Below are 21,771 nucleotides of genomic sequence, written 5' to 3'. Positions count from 1 at the left end.
CAACACCGGCTGGCGGCAAGGTTCCCTCATTGTGCGCTGTTGCGACGCAGCAAGGCAAGTACACTCGCAGAATTTGGTGACAATGCTGTCTCGATAGTTTTTGCGGGCAGGCTCTTTAGCACCTGCGCCGCAGCATCGCTTATCGCCAGAATTCTGGTTTGCCCAAGGTGCCATTGCGGTTGATAGGCTGCAACCAGTCGGCGCGCCGTGCGGGGGGAAAAGATAGGGATCACATCGAATCTACCCTGTCGCAAACCGGTGGTGGCCGACTGGGTCAGTGGGTGGGCGACCGCCTCATAAACGATGCAGGTTTCGACTATGCGTGTGGGCAGCAGCGCAGATAGCTCGGTAGAAACATGCTTGCCGCGAATATGTAGCAGTGGCCCGCGGGTTTGCGTGTCGAGGCACTGTGCCAATGCGCGTAGATTTGGGGCATAGCCCTGAACGGGAAAGCCAGCCTGCTGGGCAACTTCGGCCGTACGCTGCCCGACGCACCATGCGGGCAGGATGGTTGCGCCACCCCGTTGCGCCCAGCCTTGGATGCCATTGCTGGAGGTAAAGACCACAGCCCGCGCGGCCCCTGTTTCCACCGGTCCATCACGATAGCTGATTTCAAGCAGCGGGGAGATTTCAGCCGTATATCCTGCCCCCAGGCTGTCCGCAAAACGATGCGATTGTGCCAGTGGGCGGGTTAGCAGGATCTGCGTCAAAGAAAATTCGGTCCGGCGAGGCGCAGCAGCTCACGTCCTGCCTCCGCCCCCATTTCAACCGCATCGGCCCGTGTGCCAACCCAGCGATCCCGATGCACGGCAGAGCCGTCCATTTTCAGGATCTCACCACGCAATGTAACAGTTTCTCCGTCCAGTTCAGCCAAGCCCGCGATGGGGGTGCGGCATGACCCGTCCAGCTCGGCCAGAAAGGCACGTTCAACGGCCACAACCAGCGCGCTATCGGCGTGGTTCAACGGGGCGAGCATCTGGCTGACCAAGGCGTCATCCTGACGCTGCTCGATCGAGATTGCTCCCTGCGCCACGGCGGGCAGCATGACCTCTGGCGGGATCGGGTTGAGTAGGTCGGTCTGACCCAGACGGTTCAGGCCCGCACTGGCCAGCAGGGTCGCCACGGCCACGCCTGCATCCAGTTTGGCCAAGCGCGTCTGCACATTTCCGCGAAACTCGACGAAGTTCAGATCGGGCCTCATCGCCGCCATTTGCGCACGCCGCCGGATCGAGGAACTGCCAACCACGGCCCCCTGAGGCAGCGCGTCAAAGCTGGCAAAGTCGCGGGAAATAAAGCTGTCGCGCACATCCTCACGCGGCAAAAACGCGGTCAGCGCCAATCCGTCGGGCAGCAGGTTCGCCACGTCCTTGGTCGAATGAACCGCGATGTCGATGCGGCGATCCAGCAGCGCGGCCTCGATCTCCTTGGTGAACAGGCCCTTGCCGCCGATTTCCGATAGCGGGCGGTCCTGAACCGCGTCACCGGTCGTCTGGATGACGGTGATGGCAAAGCAATCTTCGGCCAAGCCATGGGCGGCGGCAAGGCGCGCGCGGACCTCATGCGCCTGGGCCAAGGCAAGCGGAGAGCCACGAGTGCCGATTTTGAGCGGGGTATCTGGTGTGGGACTGGTCATGCGGTCATTTTGCCCCGTGGATTGGTGCGCTACAATGGGTGTTTGCGACGTAGTTAGGGCCGGTGGATCGGTTTGTCGCTGCGACGTGATGCCCGAAGGCCCCTCAAAATGCGATGCCGCGCTCTGTCAGCCAGCCCTCAACGGCGGGGCGAACGCTTTGCGCGCCACTGGCACAGGCGGCGTCGATGATTGTGCGAACCTCGGAAAGGTCGCATTGCCGCAACAGATGCTTGATCGGACCGATGGAGGCAGGGCGCATCGACAGGCTGCGCAACCCCATGGCGGCAAAGCACAATGCCTCAACCGGCTTTCCAGCATCCTCACCACAGAAACTGACAGGAGTTTTATGGCGGTTACAGCGGTCCACGATCTGCGCGATGAAGGTCAGATAGCTGACATTCAACGTGTCATAGCGGCGGCGTACCCGTTCGTTTTCACGATCCGCGGCAAAGAAGAATTGTTTCAGGTCATTGCCGCCGATGGACAGGAAATCCACCATCTCGAAAAACGCATCGGGAGCAAAGGCCAGCGACGGGGTTTCCAGCATCGCGCCGATTTCCAGCTTTTCGGGGATGGTGTGCCCCATGCTTTGCTCGCGCTCGACTTCCTTTAGAACCAAATCGCGGGCCGTCACGAATTCATCGAATTGGGCCACCATCGGGAACATCACAGCCAGCGACCGGCCATTTGCACCGCGTAACAAGCTTTGCACCTGCATCCGCATCACACCGCGCCGATCCAGCCCAAGGCGGATCGCGCGCCAGCCAAGCGCGGGATTCGGCTCATCCGTGCGGCGCATATAGGGCAGCACCTTGTCCGAGCCGATATCCAGCGTGCGAAACACCACCCGTTTACCCAGACCGGAATCGAGGATGCGGGAATATAGCGCTGCCTGCTCGGCCCGACGTGGCACCTTGGACCGGACGAGGAATTGCAGTTCGGTCCGGTACAGGCCGACGCCCTCCGCACCGCTGCCGGCCAGCGAAGGTAGATCGGCCATCAGGCCTGCATTCATGGTCAATGCAACGGTCGATCCGCACAGCGCCTGCGCGGGCAGGTCGCGCAGAGCGGCATATTGCTCCTGCGCCTCGGCGCGCATGGCCATTTTCTCACGAAAGGCAGTGCGAACGCTGTCCTCTGGGCGCAGATGCACAGCCCCCTCACCGCCATCGATCAGGATGGTATCGCCGTCCAGCGCCTCACGTGTGATGCGTCCAGCCTGTAGGACCAGCGGTATCGCCAGCGCGCGGGCAACAATCACCGCATGCGATCCAACGGCTCCCTGTTCCAGCACGATTCCGCGGAGGTTGGGGCCATAATCAAGCAGTTCGGCCGGTCCGATATTGCGCGCAACCAGAACCGCATTTTCAGGGATGTCGTGACGGTCATGCCGTTGACCCGATAGCAGGCGCAGCAGGCGGTTGGACAGGTCATCCAGATCGTGGAAGCGTTCGCGCAAATAGGGGTCCGTCATGCGGGACATGCGTTGGCGGATGCTGGATTGCTCCTTCTCCACCGAAACCTCGGCGGCCAGCCCCTCACCAATGCCGCCCTCGATCCGAGTGATCCAGCCGCGATCGCGGGCAAACATGGCGTAGGTTTGCAGTACCTCTGCGGCCTCGCCGGTATCCTCAACCGCGTCATCGTCCAGCATGCGGTCCACCTCACCGCGCAATTTATGCAGGGCGACGTGCAGGCGGGCATGTTCGGCATCGGGGTCATCGCTGACCGGATTGGCAATCACGATATGGGGGTCGTGCAGGTGAACGACGCCCTCGGCCACGCCCTCCTGCCCCTGAATGCCGCGAAAAAAGACGGGTCCGGAATGGGGTGGGGCCAGCGCACCCATATCACCGGTGGAGGTAAAGGCGCCTGCCTCTGCCATCTCGGCGATCACCATGGCGACGACCTCCAACCCGTGCAGGTCATCCTCGGAAAATTTGCGCGCGGCCTTGTTCTGAACAACCAGAACGCCCAGCGATTCACCCAGTCGCTGGATCGGAACGCCCAGAAAGCCGGAGTAAATTTCCTCACCCGTTTCAGGCATATAGCGAAAGCCGGGCGTGCGTGTGGCATCCGCCGTGTTAACGGCCTGCCCCTGTTCGGCGACGCGCCCCACCAGACCCTGACCAAAACGCATGCGCGTCAGGTGTACGGAATCGGGGTTAAGCCCCTCGGTCGCGCACAGTTCCAGCGTGCGCGCATCACGGCGCAGATAGATCGAGCATACCTCCGTCACCATCGTTTCCGCGATCAGGCGCACGATAATGTCCAGCCGCTCCTGCCCACCCTCGCGTGAGGCGAGGACGTCTCGCAGTTTTTGTAGCAGCACTCGGGAGGAGGCACCGCGCGTTGGGGCGTTCATATGTGGCTCACCAGTACGCTTGTTCTAGGTAATGTGACTATACGGGGGCAGGTGGCAGAGGTGAAGTGCGATAAAAGTCACGGACCGGACCGGTTTGCGAATGGGCCGAACGAACGGCTGGGTGAATAGGCCGAAATTGCGAAGTTTGGCGCGCGATCCTCAACCAGATCGGTGACGATCCGCCCTGTAATTCCGCCCAAGGTCAGGCCTAGATGTTGATGGCCAAAGGCATGCACGATCCTGTCCGAATGCGGGCTGTAACCGATCACTGGCATCGAATCCGGCATTGTAGGACGATAACCCAACCACGAGCTGTCATGCTGCGGCAGGTCCTGAAACATCTGTGTCGCCTGTCGGGCGAGGTAGTTGATCCTGTTCTGGTTTGGCCCCGCGTTGAGCTGTGCGATCTCGACAGTACCGGCCAAGCGTAGCCCCTGCGCCATTGGGGTGGCGTAGAAGCCACCCTCCATCCAGCCGACGGGGCGGGTAACGCGGTGTGCGTCCTGTGTGTAAAGCAGGTGGTAACCACGCTCGACCCCCAGCGGTAATTGTGCGGTTCCGGCCCCTGCAATCTGTCGTGAGAACGCACCGGCGGCAATGACGGCACGGTTTGCAGTGATAGTGTCGCCGTCGATTTCGACCTCGACCAGATCACCATGCGCCTGTGTCGCGTTGACCTTTGCGGGCCGAGTATGACCGCCTAGCTGGGCAAAGCGTGCATGCATCCGGCGGATCAGCTCTTGCGGATCGCTGACATGACGGGCCTGATGAAAATGAATCGCATGCTCAATCGGCAGGTCCAGACCGGGCTCCAGCTCTTTCGCCTCCGCCCCCGACATCTCGGTAAAGGGGATCCCCTGTTGCCGCCGAAATTCCAGTCCCGCCCGTGCGCCGTCAAACCCTGCGCTGGTGCTCCAGACCGATAGCTGCCCGCGCGCGACGAATAAATCCTCGGCTCCGGCCTCAACAATCAGGGGGTTCAGTCCCGCCTCGGCATGGGACAGCAACTGCGCAAGGTACCCCGCAATGGCCCGTGATTTCGTCAGACGGCAATTCGCCAGAAAGGACAGCATCCAGCGCGGATTGCGCAGCGCATAGGGTAGAGAGACGGAAAGCGGGCTATCCTTGCCGAACATCAGTTTGGGTAGATTGCCAAAGACCGCAGGATCATTGATCGGCATGCAGCCATATGTCGCGATGGTACATGCATTGCCCGAACTGGTGCCGGAACCGGGCAGGTTCGGGTCCGCAAGCAAAACCCGATGTCCGCGCATCTGCGCGTGTAGTGCTGTGCTGACCCCGACAATGCCGGCACCGGCCACAACAATATCATAATCTGTCATCAGATTTTGCTCCCCCGCAAATCAGCGCATCTGCGGGGGACTGTGTCAATCAGGGGCTGGCCGCCTTAGCTTGCTTTTTCCAGCTCGAACGCATCGTGTAGGGCCTGAACGGCCAGCTCCATATATTTGCGGTCGATCAGGACGGAGACCTTGATCTCGCTGGTGGTGATAACCTTGATGTTCACCCGTTCCTCGGACAGTGCGCGGAACATCTTGCCGGCAACACCGGCATGGGACCGCATTCCGATGCCAACGATCGAGATTTTAGCGCATTCAGTATCCACAACCATGTCGTCATAGGCGATGGCGCCTGCATCCTTGGCCGCATCAACGGCTGCGGTTGCGCGGGCAACATCATCGACAGGGCACGAGAAGGTAATGTCGGTATACCCTTCCTCGGAGATGTTCTGGATAATCATGTCCACATTCACACCCGCATCGGCCAAGGGGCCAAAGACGCTGGCGGCAATGCCGGGATTATCGGCGAGGTGGAGCAGGGTGATCTTTGCCTCATCGCGGCTATAGGCCACACCGGAGATAACATTGGCTTCCATGATTTCCTCCTCATCGCAAACGAGCGTTCCCGGCTCGTCCGAAAAACTGGACCGCACGACAAGGCGGACCTTTTGCGCCATGGCCAACTCAACCGAGCGGACCTGAAGCACCTTTGCACCCAGACTGGCCAGCTCCAGCATCTCCTCATAGGCGATGCGGTCCAGCTTTCGGGCTTTTTTCGTGATACGCGGATCGGTGGTGTAGACGCCGTCCACGTCAGTATAAATATCGCACCGTTCCGCACCTAATGCGGCGGCAAAGGCAACGGCGGTCGTGTCCGATCCGCCACGACCCAGCGTGGTGATGCGTCCCTCAGGGCTGAGGCCCTGAAAACCGGCGATCACGGCATGGGTGCCCTCGGCGAATTTCGCGTCCAGGTTTTCCGTGTCGATCCCCGTGATCCGCGCCGCGCCATGGCTGGAGGACGTGTTCACAGGCACCTGCCATCCCAGCCAGGATCGCGCATCAATGCCCATCTGTTGCAGGGTCAGCGCCATCAGGCCCGCCGTCACCTGCTCACCACTCGCGACAACGCTGTCATATTCGCGCGCGTCGTGGAAACCGACCTCGTTCGAGCCATCAGGCGTAGATGCATCGCGCACCCAGCCGACCAACTCGTTCGTTTTGCCCGACATTGCGGACACGACAACGGCGACATCATAGCCGGCATCAATTTCGCGCTTTACCTTCAGCGCGGCGTTTCGGATGCGGTCCAGATCGGCGACCGACGTGCCGCCGAATTTCATCACGAGGCGGGGCATAAGGCGTATCCTGTTGACTTGAAGCGTGGCTATGAACGCAGGTCGCACATAGCGGGAAAATCCGCGCGGTTCTTAGCGCGTCGGACGGCAAACGGCAAGTTATGCCGGTATCAATGGGTTTTTCGCGGGCCAAATGGCAGGGGGATTACGGGGATGCCATCCTCAACCAATGCGCGGGCCTCACCACCTGTTGCCTCACCCCAGATGGATCGGGCGTCGCTTTCGCCATCATGCATACGGCGGGCCTCCTGCGCGAAGGTGTTGCCGACATAGTCGCTTTCGGCCTCAACCTTTTCGCGCAATTGCTTGATCGCGGTTTCTTCGGGCGATGTTTCGGTGCTGAGCGGGGCACGGTCCTGCCCTATAGTCACGCGGGGGGCCATCATCGCTTTACTTACTTCGGTGGTGCCACAGATGGAGCACGACACGTGGCCGGCCTTTTCCAATCGCTCATATGTCGCACTGTCCGAAAACCAGCTATCAAAGCTGTGACCAGTGCTGCATTTCAGGGTGTAGCGGATCATCCAGTCACCATAGCGTCAAAAACACCGTGTAAATAACGGTTTAGCCGTATCATTGCAAAGCCACTATGGCTTCACCGCGTCGGGCGGTATGAGGGGGGCATGATACACGAGGATACCTAATGCCGAAACGATTGTGGCGCCAGATCGCCATTGTACTTGTCTGTACTTTTTTGAGCGGCCTAGCCGTATCACGCGGTGTGCCTGTTTTGACGGCCATGATTGCCGTTTCCGTCGCTGGCTTGTTTTGCGTCATGGCCATGGCTGTTCTGGTTCCATTGCCGGATCTAAATGCGCCACAGCGCAACAGCGATGCATCGCCGCTGCCCAGTGATATCGACCGGCATCTACTGGAACAGATCCCCAGCCCGCTCTTCCTGCTCGATCTACGGGGGCGGGTTGCCTATTCCAACGCGGCGGCACGGGCTATGCTGCCACGTCTGGAGACGGGGCAGCATTACGCCAACCTGTTCCGCTCGCCGGGGTTTCTGGACGGTGTGTCGCGTATTATTGAGGGCGCACCAGCCCACACAGTCAGCTTTGCCGCCGCCTATGGTGGTGTGGAAAACCATATCGCTGCCGAAATGCGCCGGCTGGATGCGACGGATGAGTTGGGCGATGGCCCATATGTCTTGATCCAACTATCAGACCAGACGGAACGTATGGCGACGGACCGGATGCGGACTGATTTTATCGCAAATGCCAGTCACGAGCTGCGCACGCCGCTTGCCTCGATCATCGGGTATATCGAAACATTGCAGGGCCATGCCCGCGATGATGCTGAGGCCCGCGTGCATTTCCTGAACACGATGTCACAACAGGCCAGCCGTATGCAGCGCTTGGTCGAGGATCTGATGTCGCTCAGCCGGATCGAGATGAACGCGCATACTGCCCCGACGACGCAGTGCAACCTGACCGATATCGTGCGTGAGGTTAGCGATGGTATCCGCCCGTTGGCCGAACGGCGTGACGCAACGCTGGACATCGACGTTGAGTTTGAGGAGAGCGCGCAGGTGACCGCCGACCGGGATCAGTTGGGACAGGTTTTCACCAATTTGATCGAAAACGCCCTGAAATATGGCGGCACCGGCGGCACCGTCCACGTCTCTATCAGCCCCGAGGATTCGCGATTCCCCGGTATGATCGGGGTTAGTATCAAGGATAACGGCCCCGGCATTCCGCGCCAGCACCTGCATCGTTTGACCGAACGGTTTTACCGTGTGAACGCCAAGCAGAGTAAGGAGCAGGGCGGCACGGGTCTGGGTCTGGCCATCGTGAAACACATCCTTGCCCGCCATGCCGGCGAGCTGGATATCGCATCGGTTTTGGAGGAGGGCAGCACCTTCACAGTTTGGCTGCCGTTGCGAAAACTGTCATAGAGTGAATCACGTTGGTTTGATTTTTTGTTTTAATTCTGATACTTAAACTGTCACAATTCCGAAATGGGCCGATGCTAGATAATGTCCAACTTCGGTGATCGCCGAAGGTTTATGAGCGGCACGCACGTCGCGCAAACGAATGGGCCACCCACTGGCCCGAAAAGCGGAGTTTCTCGCTGTGAAAACACTTAGCATCATCGCGCTCGCAACTGCTGGCCTGGTCGCCGCAGCTGCTGCGAACGCCCAGTCGCGTGATCAGATCCAGATCGTTGGCTCCTCCACGGTTTTCCCGTTCTCCACCGCTGTGGCTGAGCGTTTTGGTAACGTAACCGATTTCCAGACGCCTATCGTTGAGTCGACAGGCTCCGGTGGCGGCATCCGCCTGTTCTGTGCAGGTGTTGGCGTTTCTCACCCTGACATGACCAACGCTTCGCGTCGCATGAAGCTCTCCGAGCTGGAAACATGCAACGAGAACGGCGTTACCGAAGTTGTTGAAGTTAAAATCGGCTTTGATGGTATCGTTTTGGCAAACTCGAACGAAGCACCTGTATACGACCTGACCATCGGTCAGATCTGGCAGGCGCTGGCTGCTGACGGCCCACTGCCAACAATGTGGAACGAAATCGATCCTTCGCTGCCAGCAGTGGCAATCGAAGTGTTCGGCCCTCCACCCTCCTCCGGTACACGTGACGCGTTCGAAGAACTGGTCATGGAAGAAGGTTGTGAGACCGTCGAAGGCGCAAACTGCGAGCACTCCGCAGAAATCCGCGACGATGGCGTTTATGTTGACGCAGGTGAGAACGACAACCTGATCGTTTCCCGTCTGGAAGCAAACCCGCAGGCTGTTGGCATCTTCGGCTTCTCGTTCCTCGACCAGAACACTGATGCGATCCACGGCTCGCTGATCGGCGGCGTTGAGCCTACTTTCGACGCGATCGCTGATGGCGACTACCCTGTTTCGCGCTCGCTGTACTTTTACATCAAGGGCGCGCATGTCGGCGTTGTTCCTGGCATCCAGGAATATGCAGACCTGTTCGTTTCCGACGACATGGTTGGCGAAGATGGCTCGATGATCGATCTGGGCCTGATCCCGCTGCCCGAGGACGAGCTGGCCGCAGTTCAGGACGCTGTTGCAAATGGCACAGTACTGACAGCGGGCGACTACTGATCTGACATTGCGTATGCAATGCAGTTGACATGATGGGCAGGGGCGCTGATGCGTCCCTGTCCTCGCTTTGCGGGGAAGTGGTCGGCGGGCCACGCCTTCAGACTGGAATGGAGAAGACGGCATGGTGCTGATTACGAGTTTTGTGGCAATCCTGATACTGGCAGTGGCCGGATATGGTATGTCGCGTTCCCGCGCGGTTTCGGTCGCGGGCGGTGATCTGGCCAACCTGCATTCGCGGCCCAGCTATCACGGCACATATTCGCTGTTATGGGTGCTGTTGGCGGGCATTGCCACGCTGCTGATCGTGGGTGAGTTGTGGTCGCTGCTCAACGAGCAAATCTATTTTTCAATTATCGACGATGCCCGTCCGGGGATGGAATTCATCGAACAGCAACTGGTGCTGTCCGACGCGCACCAACTGGCCAATGGTGGCATTGCATCGCAGACGGATGATCTGCGCACATCGCTATCCGGAACGATTGCCAGCATGGAGCTGTGGCGCACGATCGTAACCGCAGTCTTGTCCGTTTCTGTGGCTGCTGGCGCGGCCTATCTGACATATGGTAAAATTGACCGGGCATGGCGCGCGCGCAACCGGTCCGAGGGGATTATCGGCGGCATTTTGATGATCTGTGCGATCATCGCGATCCTGACAACAGTCGGCATTGTGCTCAGCCTGATCTTCGAGACGATCAACTTCTTTGGTAAAATCGACTGGCAGGTACACAAGTTCCTGTTCGGCACCACTTGGTCGCCCCTCTCGGGCGTCAGTGCGGGGCGTTTGGACCCTGATAAGGTCGGCGCGATCCCGTTGTTCGCCGGTACGTTCATGATCACCATCATCGCGATGCTGGTTGCTGTTCCGGTGGGCCTGTTCGCGGCGGTCTATCTGTCGGATTTCGCCAGCAAGGGCGTTCGGGCATGGGCCAAGCCGATGCTGGAAATCCTCGCCGGTGTGCCGACGGTTGTTTACGGCTTCTTCGCGGCGATTACGGTTGCACCGGCGATCCGTGATGCGGGCAACTTCCTCGGGCTTAGCGTGGACAGTTCATCGGCGCTGGCGGCGGGTATGGTGATGGGGATCATGATTATCCCGTTCATCTCCTCGCTATCGGATGACGTTATCAACGCGGTACCACAAAGCCTGCGCGACGGTTCATTCGGACTGGGCGCAACCAAGGCCGAGACGATCCGTCAGGTTGTTCTGCCTGCCGCATTGCCCGGTATTGTTTCGGCTGTGTTGCTGGGAATTTCCCGCGCCGTTGGTGAAACGATGATCGTGGTTATGGCTGCGGGTCAGGGTGCAAACCTGACTTGGAACCCATTGGAGGCGGTTACGACCGTCACCGTGCAGATCGTCATGCTGTATACTGGCGATACCGACCTTGAGACGGCCTCTGGTCCCGTCTTCGCGCTAGGCTTCACGTTGTTCTGCGTGACGCTTCTCCTGAACGTGGTGGCCCTGCGCATCGTGCGCCGCTACCGCGAAATGTACGATTGAGGAAGGCCGATCATGGTTGCCATGAATGAATTGAGTGCGCTCCACGGGGGTGAGGCCTCTCGCCGTCGCCTGCGCAAGCGGCGCGCTGCGGAATTCCGGCTCAAGGCTTACGGTATCGCTGCCATCGTGATTGCGGGCCTCGCGCTTGTAACGCTGATGTCGTCGGTCGTAGGCAATGCCCGCTACGCGTTGAGCGAAAGCTATATCACTTTGCCGATGACCATCTCGGCTGAGGAACTGAATGTCGATCCGACCGATCCTGAAAGCATTCGCCGTGGCGATTACGAGCGGTTCGTTCGGGATCAGGTGCGCGCAGAGTTCGACTATGTGTCGGGCCGTACGCCGCGCCGCGAACTGGCAGATCTGTATTCCAACGCTGCCGGTTTCGATCTGCGCGATATGGTCATCGCCGATCCATCGCTGATCGGTCAGACGATTGACGTGCGGATGCTGGCCTCGGATGTCGCGGATTTGTACATCAAGGGGGATTACGGCACGCTGGCGGAAACGGAGCTGTCAACGCCGCTGACCTTCACCTCCACTGGTGAGGACACAGTCCTGGTTGAGGCAACAGAGCCTGTATTCCAGAATGTGTTTCAGGATGTGCAGCGTGATCTGCTGCTGCTGGCCGAACGTCGTGAGCGTGAGGCAGGACGGCAGGAGGCAGGACGGGTCGAGTTCCTGCGCCGCGCGGATGTTGCCGAAACGGTTGAGGCACGCGACGCCGCAATCGCCGAGGCTGCCAACCGCGAGGTCGCCCGCGATGCCCTGCAAGCAGAGGCTGACGATCTGCGGGCACGGTCCACAGATGCCAATGGCTTCGAGGCGGTTAGCGACGACAATGAAAGCCTGCTGTTCCGCTTGAATGGTGGGTGGCTAAAGGCGACCAGCGTTGGTGCAGATGTTGTTGAGGCAGAGATCATCGTTCCTCTGGACGATACAAACCTGACCAACCCTGATTACTCGATGCTGGTTCAGCCCCTGCCGGAAAGCGCACGTAAGGTGTCCGACAATCAGGTCGCATGGATCGAGGAGCTGCGCTCCGAAGGTGCTGTCGATCAGGTGTTCAACTGGCGCTTCTTTACGGCTGGTGACAGTCGTGATGCGGAACGTGCCGGTATCTGGGGTGCTGCGGTCGGGTCGTTCTGGACCATGATGGTGACATTTGTTCTGGCTTTCCCCATCGGAACGCTGGCTGCGATTTACCTTGAGGAATTCGCCCCGCGCAATCGTTTCACCGATTTCGTCGAGGTGAACATCAACAACCTCGCAGCGGTTCCATCCATCGTGTTTGGTCTGCTGGGTCTGGCGGTGTTCCTAGGGTTCTTTGGCGTGCCACGATCGGCTCCGATTGCGGGTGGTATCGTTCTGGCGCTGATGACATTGCCAACGATCATTATTGCCAGCCGTGCGGCGATCCGCGCTGTTCCCCCCTCGATCCGCGATGCGGCCTTGGGATTGGGCGCGTCCAAGCTGCAAACCTCGTTCCACCATGTTCTGCCGCTAGCGATGCCCGGAATTCTGACCGGAACGATCATTGGCATGGCGCAGGCGCTGGGTGAAACCGCACCGCTGATCCTGATCGGCATGGTGGCCTTCATCGTGGACGTACCGACCTCCGTAACCGATCCGGCGACGGTCCTGCCTGTGCAGGTCTTCCGCTGGTCCGACTTCCCCGAGCGTGCATTCGAGGCGCGCACAGCAGCAGCAATTTGTGTGCTGCTTGTATTCCTAGTACTCATGAACGCGTTCGCCGTGTTTCTCCGTAAGCGCTTCGAGCGGCGCTGGTAGGGGGATCACATGGCCGAAGGAAACAAAGATATGACGAATATGCGCATGACTGAACAAGACGTTAACAACCGTGAAACCAAGATCGCAGCTAAGGGTGTAGACGTCTTTTACGGCGCGACACATGCGATCAAGAACGTGGATGTCGATATCCTCGACAACACCGTGACGGCCTTTATCGGCCCATCGGGTTGCGGTAAATCCACGTTCCTGCGGTGTTTGAACCGGATGAACGACACGATCGACGTGTGCCGCGTGACGGGCGATATTCTGCTGGATGGTAACGACATCTATGACAGCTCGGTTGATCCGGTAACGCTGCGGGCACGGGTCGGGATGGTTTTCCAAAAACCGAACCCGTTCCCCAAATCGATCTATGACAACATTGCCTATGGCCCGCGCATTCACGGTCTGGTCAATAACAAGGCGGAGCTGGACGAGGTGGTTGAAAAATCCCTGACCCGCGCCGCAATCTGGAACGAGGTTAAGGACCGTCTGGACCAACCCGGAACCGGTCTGTCCGGTGGTCAGCAGCAGCGTTTGTGCATCGCCCGTGCGATCGCCACAGCGCCCGAAGTTCTGCTGATGGACGAGCCATGTTCCGCGCTGGACCCCATCGCCACCGCGCAGATCGAGGAGTTGATTGATGAGTTGCGGCAGGATTTCGCCGTGGTCATCGTGACACACTCGATGCAGCAGGCGGCACGGGTCAGCCAGAAAACCGCGTTCTTCCACCTTGGGGTGATTGCTGAGTTTGGGGACACCAACCAGATATTCACCAACCCGGTGGATCAGCGCACTCAGGATTACATCACTGGTCGCTTCGGCTGACCTGAATTTGGGAGGGCCACGCTGTGGGTCCACATATCGTATCTTCGTTCGATGACGACCTGATAGCAGTTCAGGCGCGTATTTCGGAAATGGGCGGAATTGCTGAGGACATGTTGTCCTCGGCCTTGGAAGCGGTCAAAAACCGTGATCCCAAACTGGCCCAAGAGGTTATCGAGCGTGACAAACGCCTCGATGCTATCGAGATGGAAGTTGAACAACTGGCCACGCGGGTTATCGCGCTGCGCCAACCAATGGCCGGTGACCTGCGCTTACTGATTTCGGCGCTGAAAATGGCCTCGACATTGGAGCGTATCGGCGATCTGGCGAAAAATATCGCCCGTCGCGCGGTCTATCTGGCCAGTGTGCGTCCGGTAAAACTCAGCTCCTCGATCGTTCGTATGGGCACGCAAACCCTGGGCCAATTGACCGAGGTTCTGGATGCCTACACGTCCAAGGATACAGCGCTGGCCGTGTCCGTGTGGAAGCGGGATATCGAGATTGACGACGTTTATAACTCCATTTTCCGTGAGGTCGTGACCTACATGATGGAGGATCCGCGCACGATCGGTCTGGGGTCTCAACTATTGTTTGTTGCGAAGAACCTTGAGCGGATCGGCGACCACTCCACCCACTTGGCGGAGATGATTTACTATATCGTTGAGGGCACGCCGCTGGGCGATGAGCGCCCCAAGGGTGAGCCGGTTGGGCTTGAGGGCTTCTAGGGGGGCGTTATGGCCAAAGTATTGGTTGTCGAGGATGAGCAGGCGCTGAGCGAGCTGCTCAACTACAATTTGACGAAAGAGGGCTTTGACGTGGCCCTCGCCATGGACGGCGATGATGCGCTGTACATGGTTGAGGAGGACGCACCGGATATCATCCTGCTCGACTGGATGTTGCCGAACGTGTCCGGCGTTGAGATTTGCCGCCAATTGCGCGCGCGCACCCAAACACGGGACATCCCGATCATCATGCTGACCGCGCGTGGTGAGGAGGAAGACCGCGTTCGGGGGCTGGAAACCGGCGCTGATGATTACATGACGAAGCCGTTTTCGATGACGGAGCTTGTCGCGCGGATGCGTGCGGTTCTACGTCGTGCACGGCCCGGTGTGGCGGGCGATGTGGCCAGCTTTGCCGACATCACGCTGGATCGCGAAACCTGCCGCGTGCGGCGGGGCAAGCGTGACGTGCATCTTGGCCCGACCGAATTCCGACTGCTGGATGTGCTGATGCAACGTCCGGGCCGTGTGTTCAGCCGTGAGCAGTTGCTAGACCGCGTGTGGGGACATGACGTCTATGTTGAGATTCGTACCGTGGACGTCCATGTCGGGCGCCTGCGTAAGGCATTGAACCGCCGTGGTGAACAGGACCCGGTGCGTACCGTGCGCTCCGCCGGATATGCGTTGGATGAAACCTACTCCACAGTGGCACAGGCCCGCGCGAGCTAATCAGGTGCGGGGCCGCTTCGGTCCCGCGCCAATCCCTAGCTTTTCATCCAGAATAGCGCTGTATTTCCAAACGGATCGGTCAATTTGACCTCTCGCGTGCCCCATGGCATCGCCTCGATTTGCGGGCGGGCATATAGGTAGTCGGGGTTGAGCGCGGCGTGGAAGGCGTCGATATCCTCGACCTCAATCCGTACACGGGCACCGGGCGAGGCATCGCCGTGATGCTCGCTTAGATGAATGACGCAATCGCCGCGTCGAATTTCCATATACAGGGGTAGGTCGGGTTCGTGGCGATGCTCCCACATCACCTCGAACCCTAGATAGTCTATCCAGAACTCCACGGCCCGTTGCGTGTCAAAGCTACGCAGAATCGGGACAGCGGCGCGCATTAGCGGCTGGAACTGCGACGATCACGACGCGACGACATTGGCTGGAAGGCCACTGCTGTATGCGCCTCGCAATAGGGTTTCCCGGGCTGGCAGGGCAAACCGCAGAACCAGAATTCCTCGGTCGCGGGATCACCGATTGGCCATTTGCAGGTCCGCTCGGTCAATTGCATCAGGGTCAGCTTGCGCGCGCGCTTTTCCACCTCGGCCAAATTCGCCAGTGCCTCAGCACTGATTTCATTGGCGGATGGCTGCGGCGGCAGGGGCTGGCCCGCAGTGATGATCGGTTTGCGCGGCGGAATCGGCAGATTCGCAGGCTTTTCGACCGGCTTGGGCGCGGCGGCCTGTGGGGCCGGTGCAGGTTCGGGCTTTTTCGCCTCAGGCTCCCGCGGGGGGGGCGGTGGTGCCTTTGCCTCCGGCTCGGGTGCTGTTTTAGGAGCCGCAGCAGGTGCCGCAGTGCGATTCGACAGGCCAAGGCGGTGCACCTTGCCGATCACCGCATTGCGCGTCACGCCGCCAAGTTCCTTGGCAATCACCGAAGCGGACTTGCCTTCAGCCCACATCTGCTTGAGGATTTCCACACGTTCGTCAGTCCAGGACATCGCTCACGCCTTCCTTCGGTCTGTCAAAAACAAAAACGCGGCCCATATGACCGCCGACGATATCATCATAACAATTCGCTGAATGCATAGTATGGCGTCAGGCGGTCCGGTTACAAGGGGCCGTGCGGATGCTTAGATAGATCAAGTCGCGCCTAAAGCGCTGTTTTAAGAGGGCGCGGCCGCCGCGCGAGAGGAAAATATGACCGCTAACGATCATCGCCCGATGGGCGAGCGCCGGTTTGGGCGCTGGAATACGCTAGGAACGCAAACATTAGCCCTGCGAGAGATTCGCCGCTTTACCAGTGTGTGGACCCAGACATTGGCGGCCCCTGTGGCGACGGCACTGCTGTTCATGCTGATCTTTGTGCTGGCACTGGGTGATCGGCGCGGCGATGTGATGGGCATGCCGTTTGCGCAATTCCTTGCCCCGGGGATCGTGATGATGACTGTGCTGCAAAACGCCTTTGCCAATACGTCGTCATCGCTGGTCATTTCCAAGGTGCAGGGAAATATCGTTGATACGTTGATGCCGCCGCTCTCCGCCTCGGAAATTATGCTGGGCTATGTTGCGGGCGGTGTTGCACGCGGTGCGTTGGTTGCGGTTGCCGTGGCGCTGGTCGTGTTTCCCTTTGCAGGCGTCGGGATTGCGAATCCGTTCTGGGCGCTGATCTATGTTTTGCTAGGGGCCACGATGATGAGCCTGATCGGCGTTCTGGCCGGCGTTTACGCGGTGAAATTTGACCAGATGGCTGCGATCACCAATTTCATCGTGACGCCGCTCAGCTTTCTGTCCGGTACATTTTATTCACTGGAAACGCTGCCGCCTGCAATGTCGGTCATCAGCCATGCGAATCCGGTGTTCTACGTCATCGACGGATTCCGTTACGGCATATTGGGACAGTCGGACAGCTCACCATGGTTGGGGGCGCTGGTTGTGCTGGCCACATGCTCGGTCCTATGGGTGATTTGCTACCGGTTCTTCGCCACAGGGTACCGCCTGAAAAGCTGAGCATTATAGCCGGAAATGTTGCCGAACGAAATGTTGCTCCGCCCCAACGCTGAGGCGGTGCACAGCCTCCTCGGCACGCATCCAGACGGGCAGGTGGTCGGGTTCCGTGGGGTCAGCTAGGCGTCGCACCGGATAGCAGGTGTAGATCGCGCAGATCTTATGGGCCCACCAGCCATATTCAGGCATGTAAACATAGCGTTGATACGCACCGATCCGCCGTGGCCGTGCGACGCGCCAGCCGGTTTCCTCGATGATTTCGCGGTGTAATCCGGCCAAGGGGTGTTCGCCTGCATCAATGCCGCCACCGGGCAACAGAAAATCCTGCCCTTTGCTTTCCGCCAGAAGTAGCCATTTCCCGTCCGCAATAATCGCGTATGCTCCGGGGCGATCGGCATAGGATTGCCCGTTTTGTATTGTTTCGCCAAACCTGCGCATATCCGGCTCCCATGTCGAAGGGGTTACAATGACCCTGCCTGCGTACTATGTCGCGTCCTCAAGTGAAAAGCCCGGAGTGAGAGAGATGAGCACCGCCGCAACGATTGCCTGGGATGATAGCATCCTGCCCTTCCAGTTGGATGCGTCCGATATGCGTGGACGTGTTGCGCGGCTGGATGGCTCGCTCGACCAGATTTTGGGGCAGCACGATTACCCGTCCAATGTGTCCGAGCAGGTGGCAGAGGCCGTTCTGCTGACCGCGATGATCGGGCAAACGATGAAGCTGCGCTGGCGTCTATCGCTGCAAATTCGTGGTGACGGCCCATTGCGCCTGATCGCCACGGATTACTTCGCGCCGGGCAAGGATGGCGAGCCTGCACAGGTCCGCGCCTATGCCAGCTATGATGAGGAGGCGTTGCAGTCCGGACCCGGTTTTGCACAAATCGGCAAGGGTATGTTCGCGGTCATCATCGATCAGGGGCAGGGTATGCAACCCTATCAGGGCATCACACCGCTGGCCGGTGGATCGCTGGCTGCCTGTGCCGAGACATATTTCGCGCAATCCGAACAGCTGCCCACTCGCTTTGTTCTGGCTGCCGCGCAGCAGGTCGAGGATGAGGGCACAACATGGCGCGGTGGCGGCATCATGGTGCAGCACATGCCGCCAGCAGGCAGCCATGTAACCGGTGAGGAGGGTTCGGGCGATGGCGGCTTGCTGTCCGCGAATGATCTGATCGACCGTGATGTTGAGGAAGACTGGAACCGTGTAACCACATTGCTGGAAACCACGGAACTGATCGAGCTGGTCGGCCCGCATGTCACGCCGGATCGTCTGTTGGTGCGTCTGTTCCATGAGGAATCGCCACGGGTCTTTGACCCGCAGCCGGTTCATTTTGGCTGTACATGTTCCGCGGCAAAGGTGGTGCAAACCATGTCGATGTATTCAAGCAAGGATGTCGGCCACATGACCACGGATGAGGGTGTTGTAACTGCGGATTGCCAGTTCTGTGGCGCGCATTACGAATTGCCAGCCGAGGTTCTGGGATTCGAGGCTGATCCAGAGGCCGCAGCAGCCGCTGCCGCCGCGGCCAAGGCCAGCTGGCCCGGCCGTCCGGCTGGCTAAAATACCCGCTGACGAGCCCTTTCAGTAGGGCTCGTCAAATCGGGCATATAGCTCGAACAGAGTATAGCTTTGCGCGGGCAGATATTCGGGGTCACGCCTGAAATTTGGGTCAGCCGTTACGCACCCCACATCGCATAACATCTGTGCCCGTTCCTGCCTGAAATCGATCATCCACAACCGTCCGCCGGGGGTGGAGATATAGCCATCCACACCTTCCTCCAGATCCCCGATCATATCGTCGATGGAGGGGACCTCGGAATCGTATTCATAATCATACGATCCGTGGGTGTGGTACGATGCGGCCACGATCCAATTCTTCGGCGGATCAGGGATAACACATCCATCCAAGCTGCCAGCCACCGCCGTGGTGACGCGCAGGGCGCCGGTGGCATCATAGCCGATATAGCCGCAATATTCGCGCTGCTCAGCGATGGAGCGTGCCTGCAAGCCATCCAATGTGGCCTGCGCCAGCGCCTGCTCCGCCACTTGCTGCGGCTGTAATGCGGGCGCTGCGCAGGCAGATAGCAGTAGGCAGAGCGAGAGGCGGCGGATCATTCGCCGAACCTGTTGAGCAATTGTTCAAATGCGTATCGGTCCCGCACGGACCGGCTGCCGCGTGTGGTGAAAATGGGGTCCTGATATAGACAGCCTAAACCGCATAGCTGGACCGCAACGCGGCGCTGCCAGTCAAAAAACCAGATGCGCCCCCCCGGCGTTCCGACATAACCGTTCGTTTGCGAGTTGATGTCGGAATACATGTCCGTTGGCGATGGCACCTCGTCATCATATTGCTCCGTCCAGCCACCATGACTGTGATAGGAGGCAACAACGGTCCAATCGCGTGGCGCAGGCTTGATCGTGCAACTGGCCAACGTTCCGGGGCTCGCCGGTGTTGTGCGCAATACGCCCGCGCTGTCATATCCGATGAATCCACAATATTCGCGGCTTTCCTCAACGCTGCGCTGCTGGATTTCCCTCAACGCGTAATATGCTGCGGCATGTTCGGGTTTTTTATGCTGGGCCAAGGCGGGATGCGCCAGCACAAGCAAGAGTGCCAGAATTGATCGCAAGGTGTCGCTCCTCTTGTGTCGTTGGGTAAGCTAGGCCATCACAGGCAAATGGATCAAGTATTTCAGGCAGAAACAGAACTGGCGCGGGTGCGTCATGCGCTCGATGCGGGGCGGGTGGCGGCATCCTCGGATTTCGACCTCAACGCACAGGCGCGTGGCCTGCTGCCTGCGGATCGTGTGCTGCGCCCTGCGGCGGTGCTGTGCCCGATTGTGCAGCGTGATGGCCGGATGCATGTGATTTTAACGCGCCGTTCCTCGCAATTGCGCCACCATCCGGGGCAGGTCGCCTTTCCCGGGGGCAAGGTTGATGCGGCGGATGCCAACGCACAGGCCGCCGCCCTGCGTGAGGCGCATGAGGAAATCGGGTTGGCCGCCACTCAGGTCGAGGTTTTTGGCCAACTGCCGGACCACGAAACCGTAACCGGATTTCGGATGCATCCCTTTGTCGGGCTGGTGTCACCGGATTTCACCCCACGCTCTGATCCGGCGGAGGTTGAGGAAGTGTTCGAGGTGCCGCTGCGCCACTTGCTGGACCCTGCACGGCAACAGGTGCATGCGCGCCGGTGGCGGGGCCAGATGCGCCGCTATTACGCGATGCCTTACGGGCCGTATTACATCTGGGGCGCGACGGCGCGTGTTCTGAAATCGCTCTCGGATATGGTTCATGCGACTGACAGGTGATTGGCTGGATGCCGACAGCACGCAGGCCGTGCTGCGTGCCGCTAGCGGCGATGCGGGCCCCGCACTGATCGTTGGCGGCACGGTGCGTAATGCCGTGCAGGGACGCGAGGTCAGCGATCTGGACATGGCAACGCCGGTCCTGCCCGAGGTCGTGATGGAACAGGCCCGCGCGGCAGGGCTAAAGGTAATTGCCACGGGGATTGAGCACGGCACAGTCACCATCGTCGCGAACGGTATCGCGCATGAGGTCACAACCTTTCGCCGTGATGTGGAAACGACCGGACGCCACGCTACTGTCGCCTATTCGACAGATATTGCCGAGGACGCCGCACGCCGTGATTTCACGATGAACGCGCTTTATGTGGATGCGCAGGGTGTGGTGATTGATCCGCTGGACGGATTGGATGATGCCCGCGCCGGACGGGTGCGGTTTATCGGGGATGCTCATGCCCGCATTCGTGAGGATTACCTGCGGATTCTGCGCTTTTTCCGATTTAACGCGACCTATGCCAGCGGTGCGGCCGACCCGCAGGGCTTGGCCGCCTGTAGCGAACTGGCGGATGGCCTGTCGCAATTATCGGCGGAACGCATCACCGTTGAGATGTGCAAGCTGCTGGGCGCAGCAGACCCCGTTCGCAGCTTGGTCGAGATGGCCGATGCGGGCGTGCTGCAACAGGTTCTGCCAATGGCGCAGGTGGCCCATATGGCGGCGCTACAGCAGGCAGAGGCGGCGCTGGCTGCTCCTCCCCGATGGCAACGGCGGTTGCTGGCTATCGGAGGTGATAGCACGGGTTGGCGCATGTCCAACGCGGATCGCAAGCAGTTGACCATCGCGCAGCGGGTGCTTGGCACAGTTGGCACAACCGCCGCACGGGCGCAGCAGGCTGGGTTTGATATCGCTATGGACGTATCATTGGTTGAGGCCGCGATACTGGGCGTTCTGCCCGCCACAGATGTAGCCAGCGAATGCGCACGGGGGGCTGCGGCCCAGTTTCCGCTAACCGGTGCTGACCTGATGCCGCCCTATCGCGGTGGCAAGGCGCTGGGCGCTGAATTGGCACGGCTGCGTGAAATCTGGGTTGAGCAGGATTTTCAGCCGGATCGGCAGACGCTGCTGAACATGATGCGCCAACCCTAGCCGCTGTAACGGATACAAACCATGCGTTGACGGAATG

21 protein-coding genes and 2 pseudogenes are annotated in these 21,771 nt (G+C 59.6%); 12 read left to right on the top strand and 11 right to left on the bottom strand.

Features of this window, described 5'->3' with window-relative positions:
• Positions 1-26 precede the first annotated feature (26 nt).
• From CR254_RS13120 to CR254_RS13095, 6 genes are all read right to left on the bottom strand, one after another.
• Positions 27-710: a uroporphyrinogen-III synthase gene (locus tag CR254_RS13120; protein WP_097930694.1), complete on the bottom strand. Its 684-nt coding sequence runs from the start codon at positions 708-710 to the stop codon at positions 27-29.
• Positions 707-1,633 carry a hydroxymethylbilane synthase gene (gene hemC, locus CR254_RS13115; RefSeq protein ID WP_097930692.1) on the bottom strand — a complete coding sequence of 309 codons (927 nt, stop codon included), beginning with the start codon at positions 1,631-1,633 and terminating at the stop codon, positions 707-709. The genes CR254_RS13120 and hemC overlap by 4 nt, the downstream gene beginning before the upstream one ends.
• A 103-nt stretch (positions 1,634-1,736) precedes the next feature.
• Positions 1,737-3,998, bottom strand: coding sequence for a phosphoenolpyruvate--protein phosphotransferase (ptsP, locus tag CR254_RS13110; RefSeq protein WP_097930690.1), 2,262 nt, complete (start codon positions 3,996-3,998; stop codon positions 1,737-1,739).
• A 77-nt stretch (positions 3,999-4,075) separates the two neighbouring features.
• The gene (locus CR254_RS13105; RefSeq protein WP_097930688.1) at positions 4,076-5,341 is read right to left on the bottom strand and encodes an NAD(P)/FAD-dependent oxidoreductase; all 1,266 of its coding nucleotides are present in this window, start codon (positions 5,339-5,341) and stop codon (positions 4,076-4,078) included.
• Between the two features lie 65 nt (positions 5,342-5,406).
• Positions 5,407-6,657: an aspartate kinase gene (locus CR254_RS13100; RefSeq protein WP_097930686.1), complete on the bottom strand. Its 1,251-nt coding sequence runs from the start codon at positions 6,655-6,657 to the stop codon at positions 5,407-5,409.
• A 110-nt stretch (positions 6,658-6,767) separates the two neighbouring features.
• A complete protein-coding gene (locus CR254_RS13095) occupies positions 6,768-7,181 on the bottom strand; it encodes a DUF1178 family protein (protein WP_097930684.1) in 414 nt (137 codons plus the stop codon).
• 119 nt (positions 7,182-7,300) lie between these two features.
• Here CR254_RS13095 and CR254_RS13090 point away from each other — a divergent pair, with 119 nt between their 5' ends.
• The 8 genes and pseudogenes from CR254_RS13090 (at position 7,301) to phoB (ending at position 15,290) form a co-directional block, all read left to right on the top strand.
• Complete coding sequence (locus CR254_RS13090; protein WP_097930682.1) at positions 7,301-8,557, top strand: sensor histidine kinase; 1,257 nt, start codon at positions 7,301-7,303, stop codon at positions 8,555-8,557.
• A 178-nt stretch (positions 8,558-8,735) separates the two neighbouring features.
• A complete protein-coding gene (locus CR254_RS13085) occupies positions 8,736-9,725 on the top strand; it encodes a substrate-binding domain-containing protein (RefSeq protein WP_245851627.1) in 990 nt (329 codons plus the stop codon).
• A 121-nt stretch (positions 9,726-9,846) separates the two neighbouring features.
• On the top strand, positions 9,847-11,226 hold the full coding sequence (gene pstC / locus CR254_RS13080) for a phosphate ABC transporter permease subunit PstC (RefSeq protein WP_180955993.1): 1,380 nt from the start codon (positions 9,847-9,849) through the stop codon (positions 11,224-11,226).
• Between the two features lie 12 nt (positions 11,227-11,238).
• Positions 11,239-11,706, top strand: a pseudogene (locus CR254_RS18375) (DUF3333 domain-containing protein); the annotation flags it as partial.
• 516 nt (positions 11,707-12,222) lie between these two features.
• Positions 12,223-13,017 (top strand): annotated as a pseudogene (gene pstA, locus CR254_RS18370) (phosphate ABC transporter permease PstA); the annotation flags it as partial.
• Positions 13,018-13,047: 30 nt separating this feature from the next.
• Positions 13,048-13,845, top strand: coding sequence for a phosphate ABC transporter ATP-binding protein PstB (gene pstB, locus CR254_RS13070; protein WP_097930830.1), 798 nt, complete (start codon positions 13,048-13,050; stop codon positions 13,843-13,845).
• A 23-nt stretch (positions 13,846-13,868) separates the two neighbouring features.
• On the top strand, positions 13,869-14,567 hold the full coding sequence (gene phoU / locus CR254_RS13065) for a phosphate signaling complex protein PhoU (protein ID WP_097930678.1): 699 nt from the start codon (positions 13,869-13,871) through the stop codon (positions 14,565-14,567).
• A 9-nt stretch (positions 14,568-14,576) separates the two neighbouring features.
• Positions 14,577-15,290: a phosphate regulon transcriptional regulator PhoB gene (phoB, locus tag CR254_RS13060; RefSeq protein WP_097930676.1), complete on the top strand. Its 714-nt coding sequence runs from the start codon at positions 14,577-14,579 to the stop codon at positions 15,288-15,290.
• Positions 15,291-15,325: 35 nt separating this feature from the next.
• Here the strand turns inward: phoB and CR254_RS13055 are convergent, their stop codons facing one another.
• Both CR254_RS13055 and CR254_RS13050 read right to left on the bottom strand, forming a co-directional pair.
• Positions 15,326-15,679 (bottom strand): glyoxalase superfamily protein, encoded by a 354-nt coding sequence (locus tag CR254_RS13055; RefSeq protein ID WP_097930674.1) that lies wholly within the window; start codon positions 15,677-15,679, stop codon positions 15,326-15,328.
• Positions 15,679-16,278 carry a GcrA family cell cycle regulator gene (locus tag CR254_RS13050; RefSeq protein ID WP_097930672.1) on the bottom strand — a complete coding sequence of 200 codons (600 nt, stop codon included), beginning with the start codon at positions 16,276-16,278 and terminating at the stop codon, positions 15,679-15,681. Before CR254_RS13050 ends, CR254_RS13055 begins: the two co-directional genes overlap by 1 nt.
• 199 nt (positions 16,279-16,477) lie before the next feature.
• Between CR254_RS13050 and CR254_RS13045 the strand changes: the two genes are divergently transcribed.
• Positions 16,478-17,287: an ABC transporter permease gene (locus tag CR254_RS13045; RefSeq protein ID WP_245851623.1), complete on the top strand. Its 810-nt coding sequence runs from the start codon at positions 16,478-16,480 to the stop codon at positions 17,285-17,287.
• Positions 17,288-17,290: 3 nt separating this feature from the next.
• Here the strand turns inward: CR254_RS13045 and CR254_RS13040 are convergent, their stop codons facing one another.
• Positions 17,291-17,722: an NUDIX domain-containing protein gene (locus CR254_RS13040; RefSeq protein ID WP_097930670.1), complete on the bottom strand. Its 432-nt coding sequence runs from the start codon at positions 17,720-17,722 to the stop codon at positions 17,291-17,293.
• A gap of 85 nt (positions 17,723-17,807) precedes the next feature.
• Between CR254_RS13040 and hslO the strand changes: the two genes are divergently transcribed.
• On the top strand, positions 17,808-18,845 hold the full coding sequence (gene hslO, locus CR254_RS13035) for an Hsp33 family molecular chaperone HslO (protein WP_097930668.1): 1,038 nt from the start codon (positions 17,808-17,810) through the stop codon (positions 18,843-18,845).
• Between the two features lie 21 nt (positions 18,846-18,866).
• Here the strand turns inward: hslO and CR254_RS13030 are convergent, their stop codons facing one another.
• Positions 18,867-19,400, bottom strand: a complete 534-nt coding sequence (locus tag CR254_RS13030) for a DUF4329 domain-containing protein (protein WP_097930666.1) — start codon at positions 19,398-19,400, stop codon at positions 18,867-18,869.
• A complete protein-coding gene (locus CR254_RS13025; RefSeq protein ID WP_097930664.1) occupies positions 19,397-19,915 on the bottom strand; it encodes a DUF4329 domain-containing protein in 519 nt (172 codons plus the stop codon). Before CR254_RS13025 ends, CR254_RS13030 begins: the two co-directional genes overlap by 4 nt.
• Positions 19,916-19,963: 48 nt before the next feature.
• On the opposite strand from CR254_RS13025, the gene CR254_RS13020 reads away from it, so the two are divergent.
• Both CR254_RS13020 and CR254_RS13015 read left to right on the top strand, forming a co-directional pair.
• Positions 19,964-20,596, top strand: a complete 633-nt coding sequence (locus CR254_RS13020) for a CoA pyrophosphatase (RefSeq protein ID WP_097930663.1) — start codon at positions 19,964-19,966, stop codon at positions 20,594-20,596.
• A complete protein-coding gene (locus tag CR254_RS13015) occupies positions 20,580-21,734 on the top strand; it encodes a CCA tRNA nucleotidyltransferase (RefSeq protein ID WP_097930661.1) in 1,155 nt (384 codons plus the stop codon). Before CR254_RS13020 ends, CR254_RS13015 begins: the two co-directional genes overlap by 17 nt.
• Positions 21,735-21,771: the final 37 nt, after the last annotated feature.

The organism is Pontivivens marinum (assembly GCF_900231835.1).
Classification (GTDB): domain Bacteria; phylum Pseudomonadota; class Alphaproteobacteria; order Rhodobacterales; family Rhodobacteraceae; genus Pontivivens; species Pontivivens marinum.
The sequence above is the reverse complement of the archived record's forward strand: the minus strand, read 5'-3'. Positions and strand labels throughout refer to the sequence as shown.

Bases quoted from the DNA above. Each gene is read 5' to 3' on its own strand.
- CR254_RS13055 (WP_097930674.1), bottom strand. From the start codon at position 15,679: ATGCGCGCCGCTGTCCCGATTCTGCGTAGCTTTGACACGCAACGGGCC.
- ptsP (WP_097930690.1), bottom strand. From the start codon at position 3,998: ATGAACGCCCCAACGCGCGGTGCCTCCTCCCGAGTGCTGCTACAAAAA.
- hslO (WP_097930668.1), top strand. From the start codon at position 17,808: ATGAGCACCGCCGCAACGATTGCCTGGGATGATAGCATCCTGCCCTTC.
- CR254_RS13095 (WP_097930684.1), bottom strand. From the start codon at position 7,181: ATGATCCGCTACACCCTGAAATGCAGCACTGGTCACAGCTTTGATAGC.
- CR254_RS13100 (WP_097930686.1), bottom strand. From the start codon at position 6,657: ATGCCCCGCCTCGTGATGAAATTCGGCGGCACGTCGGTCGCCGATCTG.
- phoB (WP_097930676.1), top strand. From the start codon at position 14,577: ATGGCCAAAGTATTGGTTGTCGAGGATGAGCAGGCGCTGAGCGAGCTG.
- CR254_RS13040 (WP_097930670.1), bottom strand. From the start codon at position 17,722: ATGCGCAGGTTTGGCGAAACAATACAAAACGGGCAATCCTATGCCGAT.
- CR254_RS13015 (WP_097930661.1), top strand. From the start codon at position 20,580: ATGCGACTGACAGGTGATTGGCTGGATGCCGACAGCACGCAGGCCGTG.
- pstC (WP_180955993.1), top strand. From the start codon at position 9,847: ATGGTGCTGATTACGAGTTTTGTGGCAATCCTGATACTGGCAGTGGCC.
- CR254_RS13030 (WP_097930666.1), bottom strand. From the start codon at position 19,400: ATGATCCGCCGCCTCTCGCTCTGCCTACTGCTATCTGCCTGCGCAGCG.
- CR254_RS13050 (WP_097930672.1), bottom strand. From the start codon at position 16,278: ATGTCCTGGACTGACGAACGTGTGGAAATCCTCAAGCAGATGTGGGCT.
- CR254_RS13090 (WP_097930682.1), top strand. From the start codon at position 7,301: ATGCCGAAACGATTGTGGCGCCAGATCGCCATTGTACTTGTCTGTACT.
- CR254_RS13045 (WP_245851623.1), top strand. From the start codon at position 16,478: ATGACCGCTAACGATCATCGCCCGATGGGCGAGCGCCGGTTTGGGCGC.
- hemC (WP_097930692.1), bottom strand. From the start codon at position 1,633: ATGACCAGTCCCACACCAGATACCCCGCTCAAAATCGGCACTCGTGGC.
- CR254_RS13020 (WP_097930663.1), top strand. From the start codon at position 19,964: ATGGATCAAGTATTTCAGGCAGAAACAGAACTGGCGCGGGTGCGTCAT.
- CR254_RS13105 (WP_097930688.1), bottom strand. From the start codon at position 5,341: ATGACAGATTATGATATTGTTGTGGCCGGTGCCGGCATTGTCGGGGTC.
- pstB (WP_097930830.1), top strand. From the start codon at position 13,048: ATGACGAATATGCGCATGACTGAACAAGACGTTAACAACCGTGAAACC.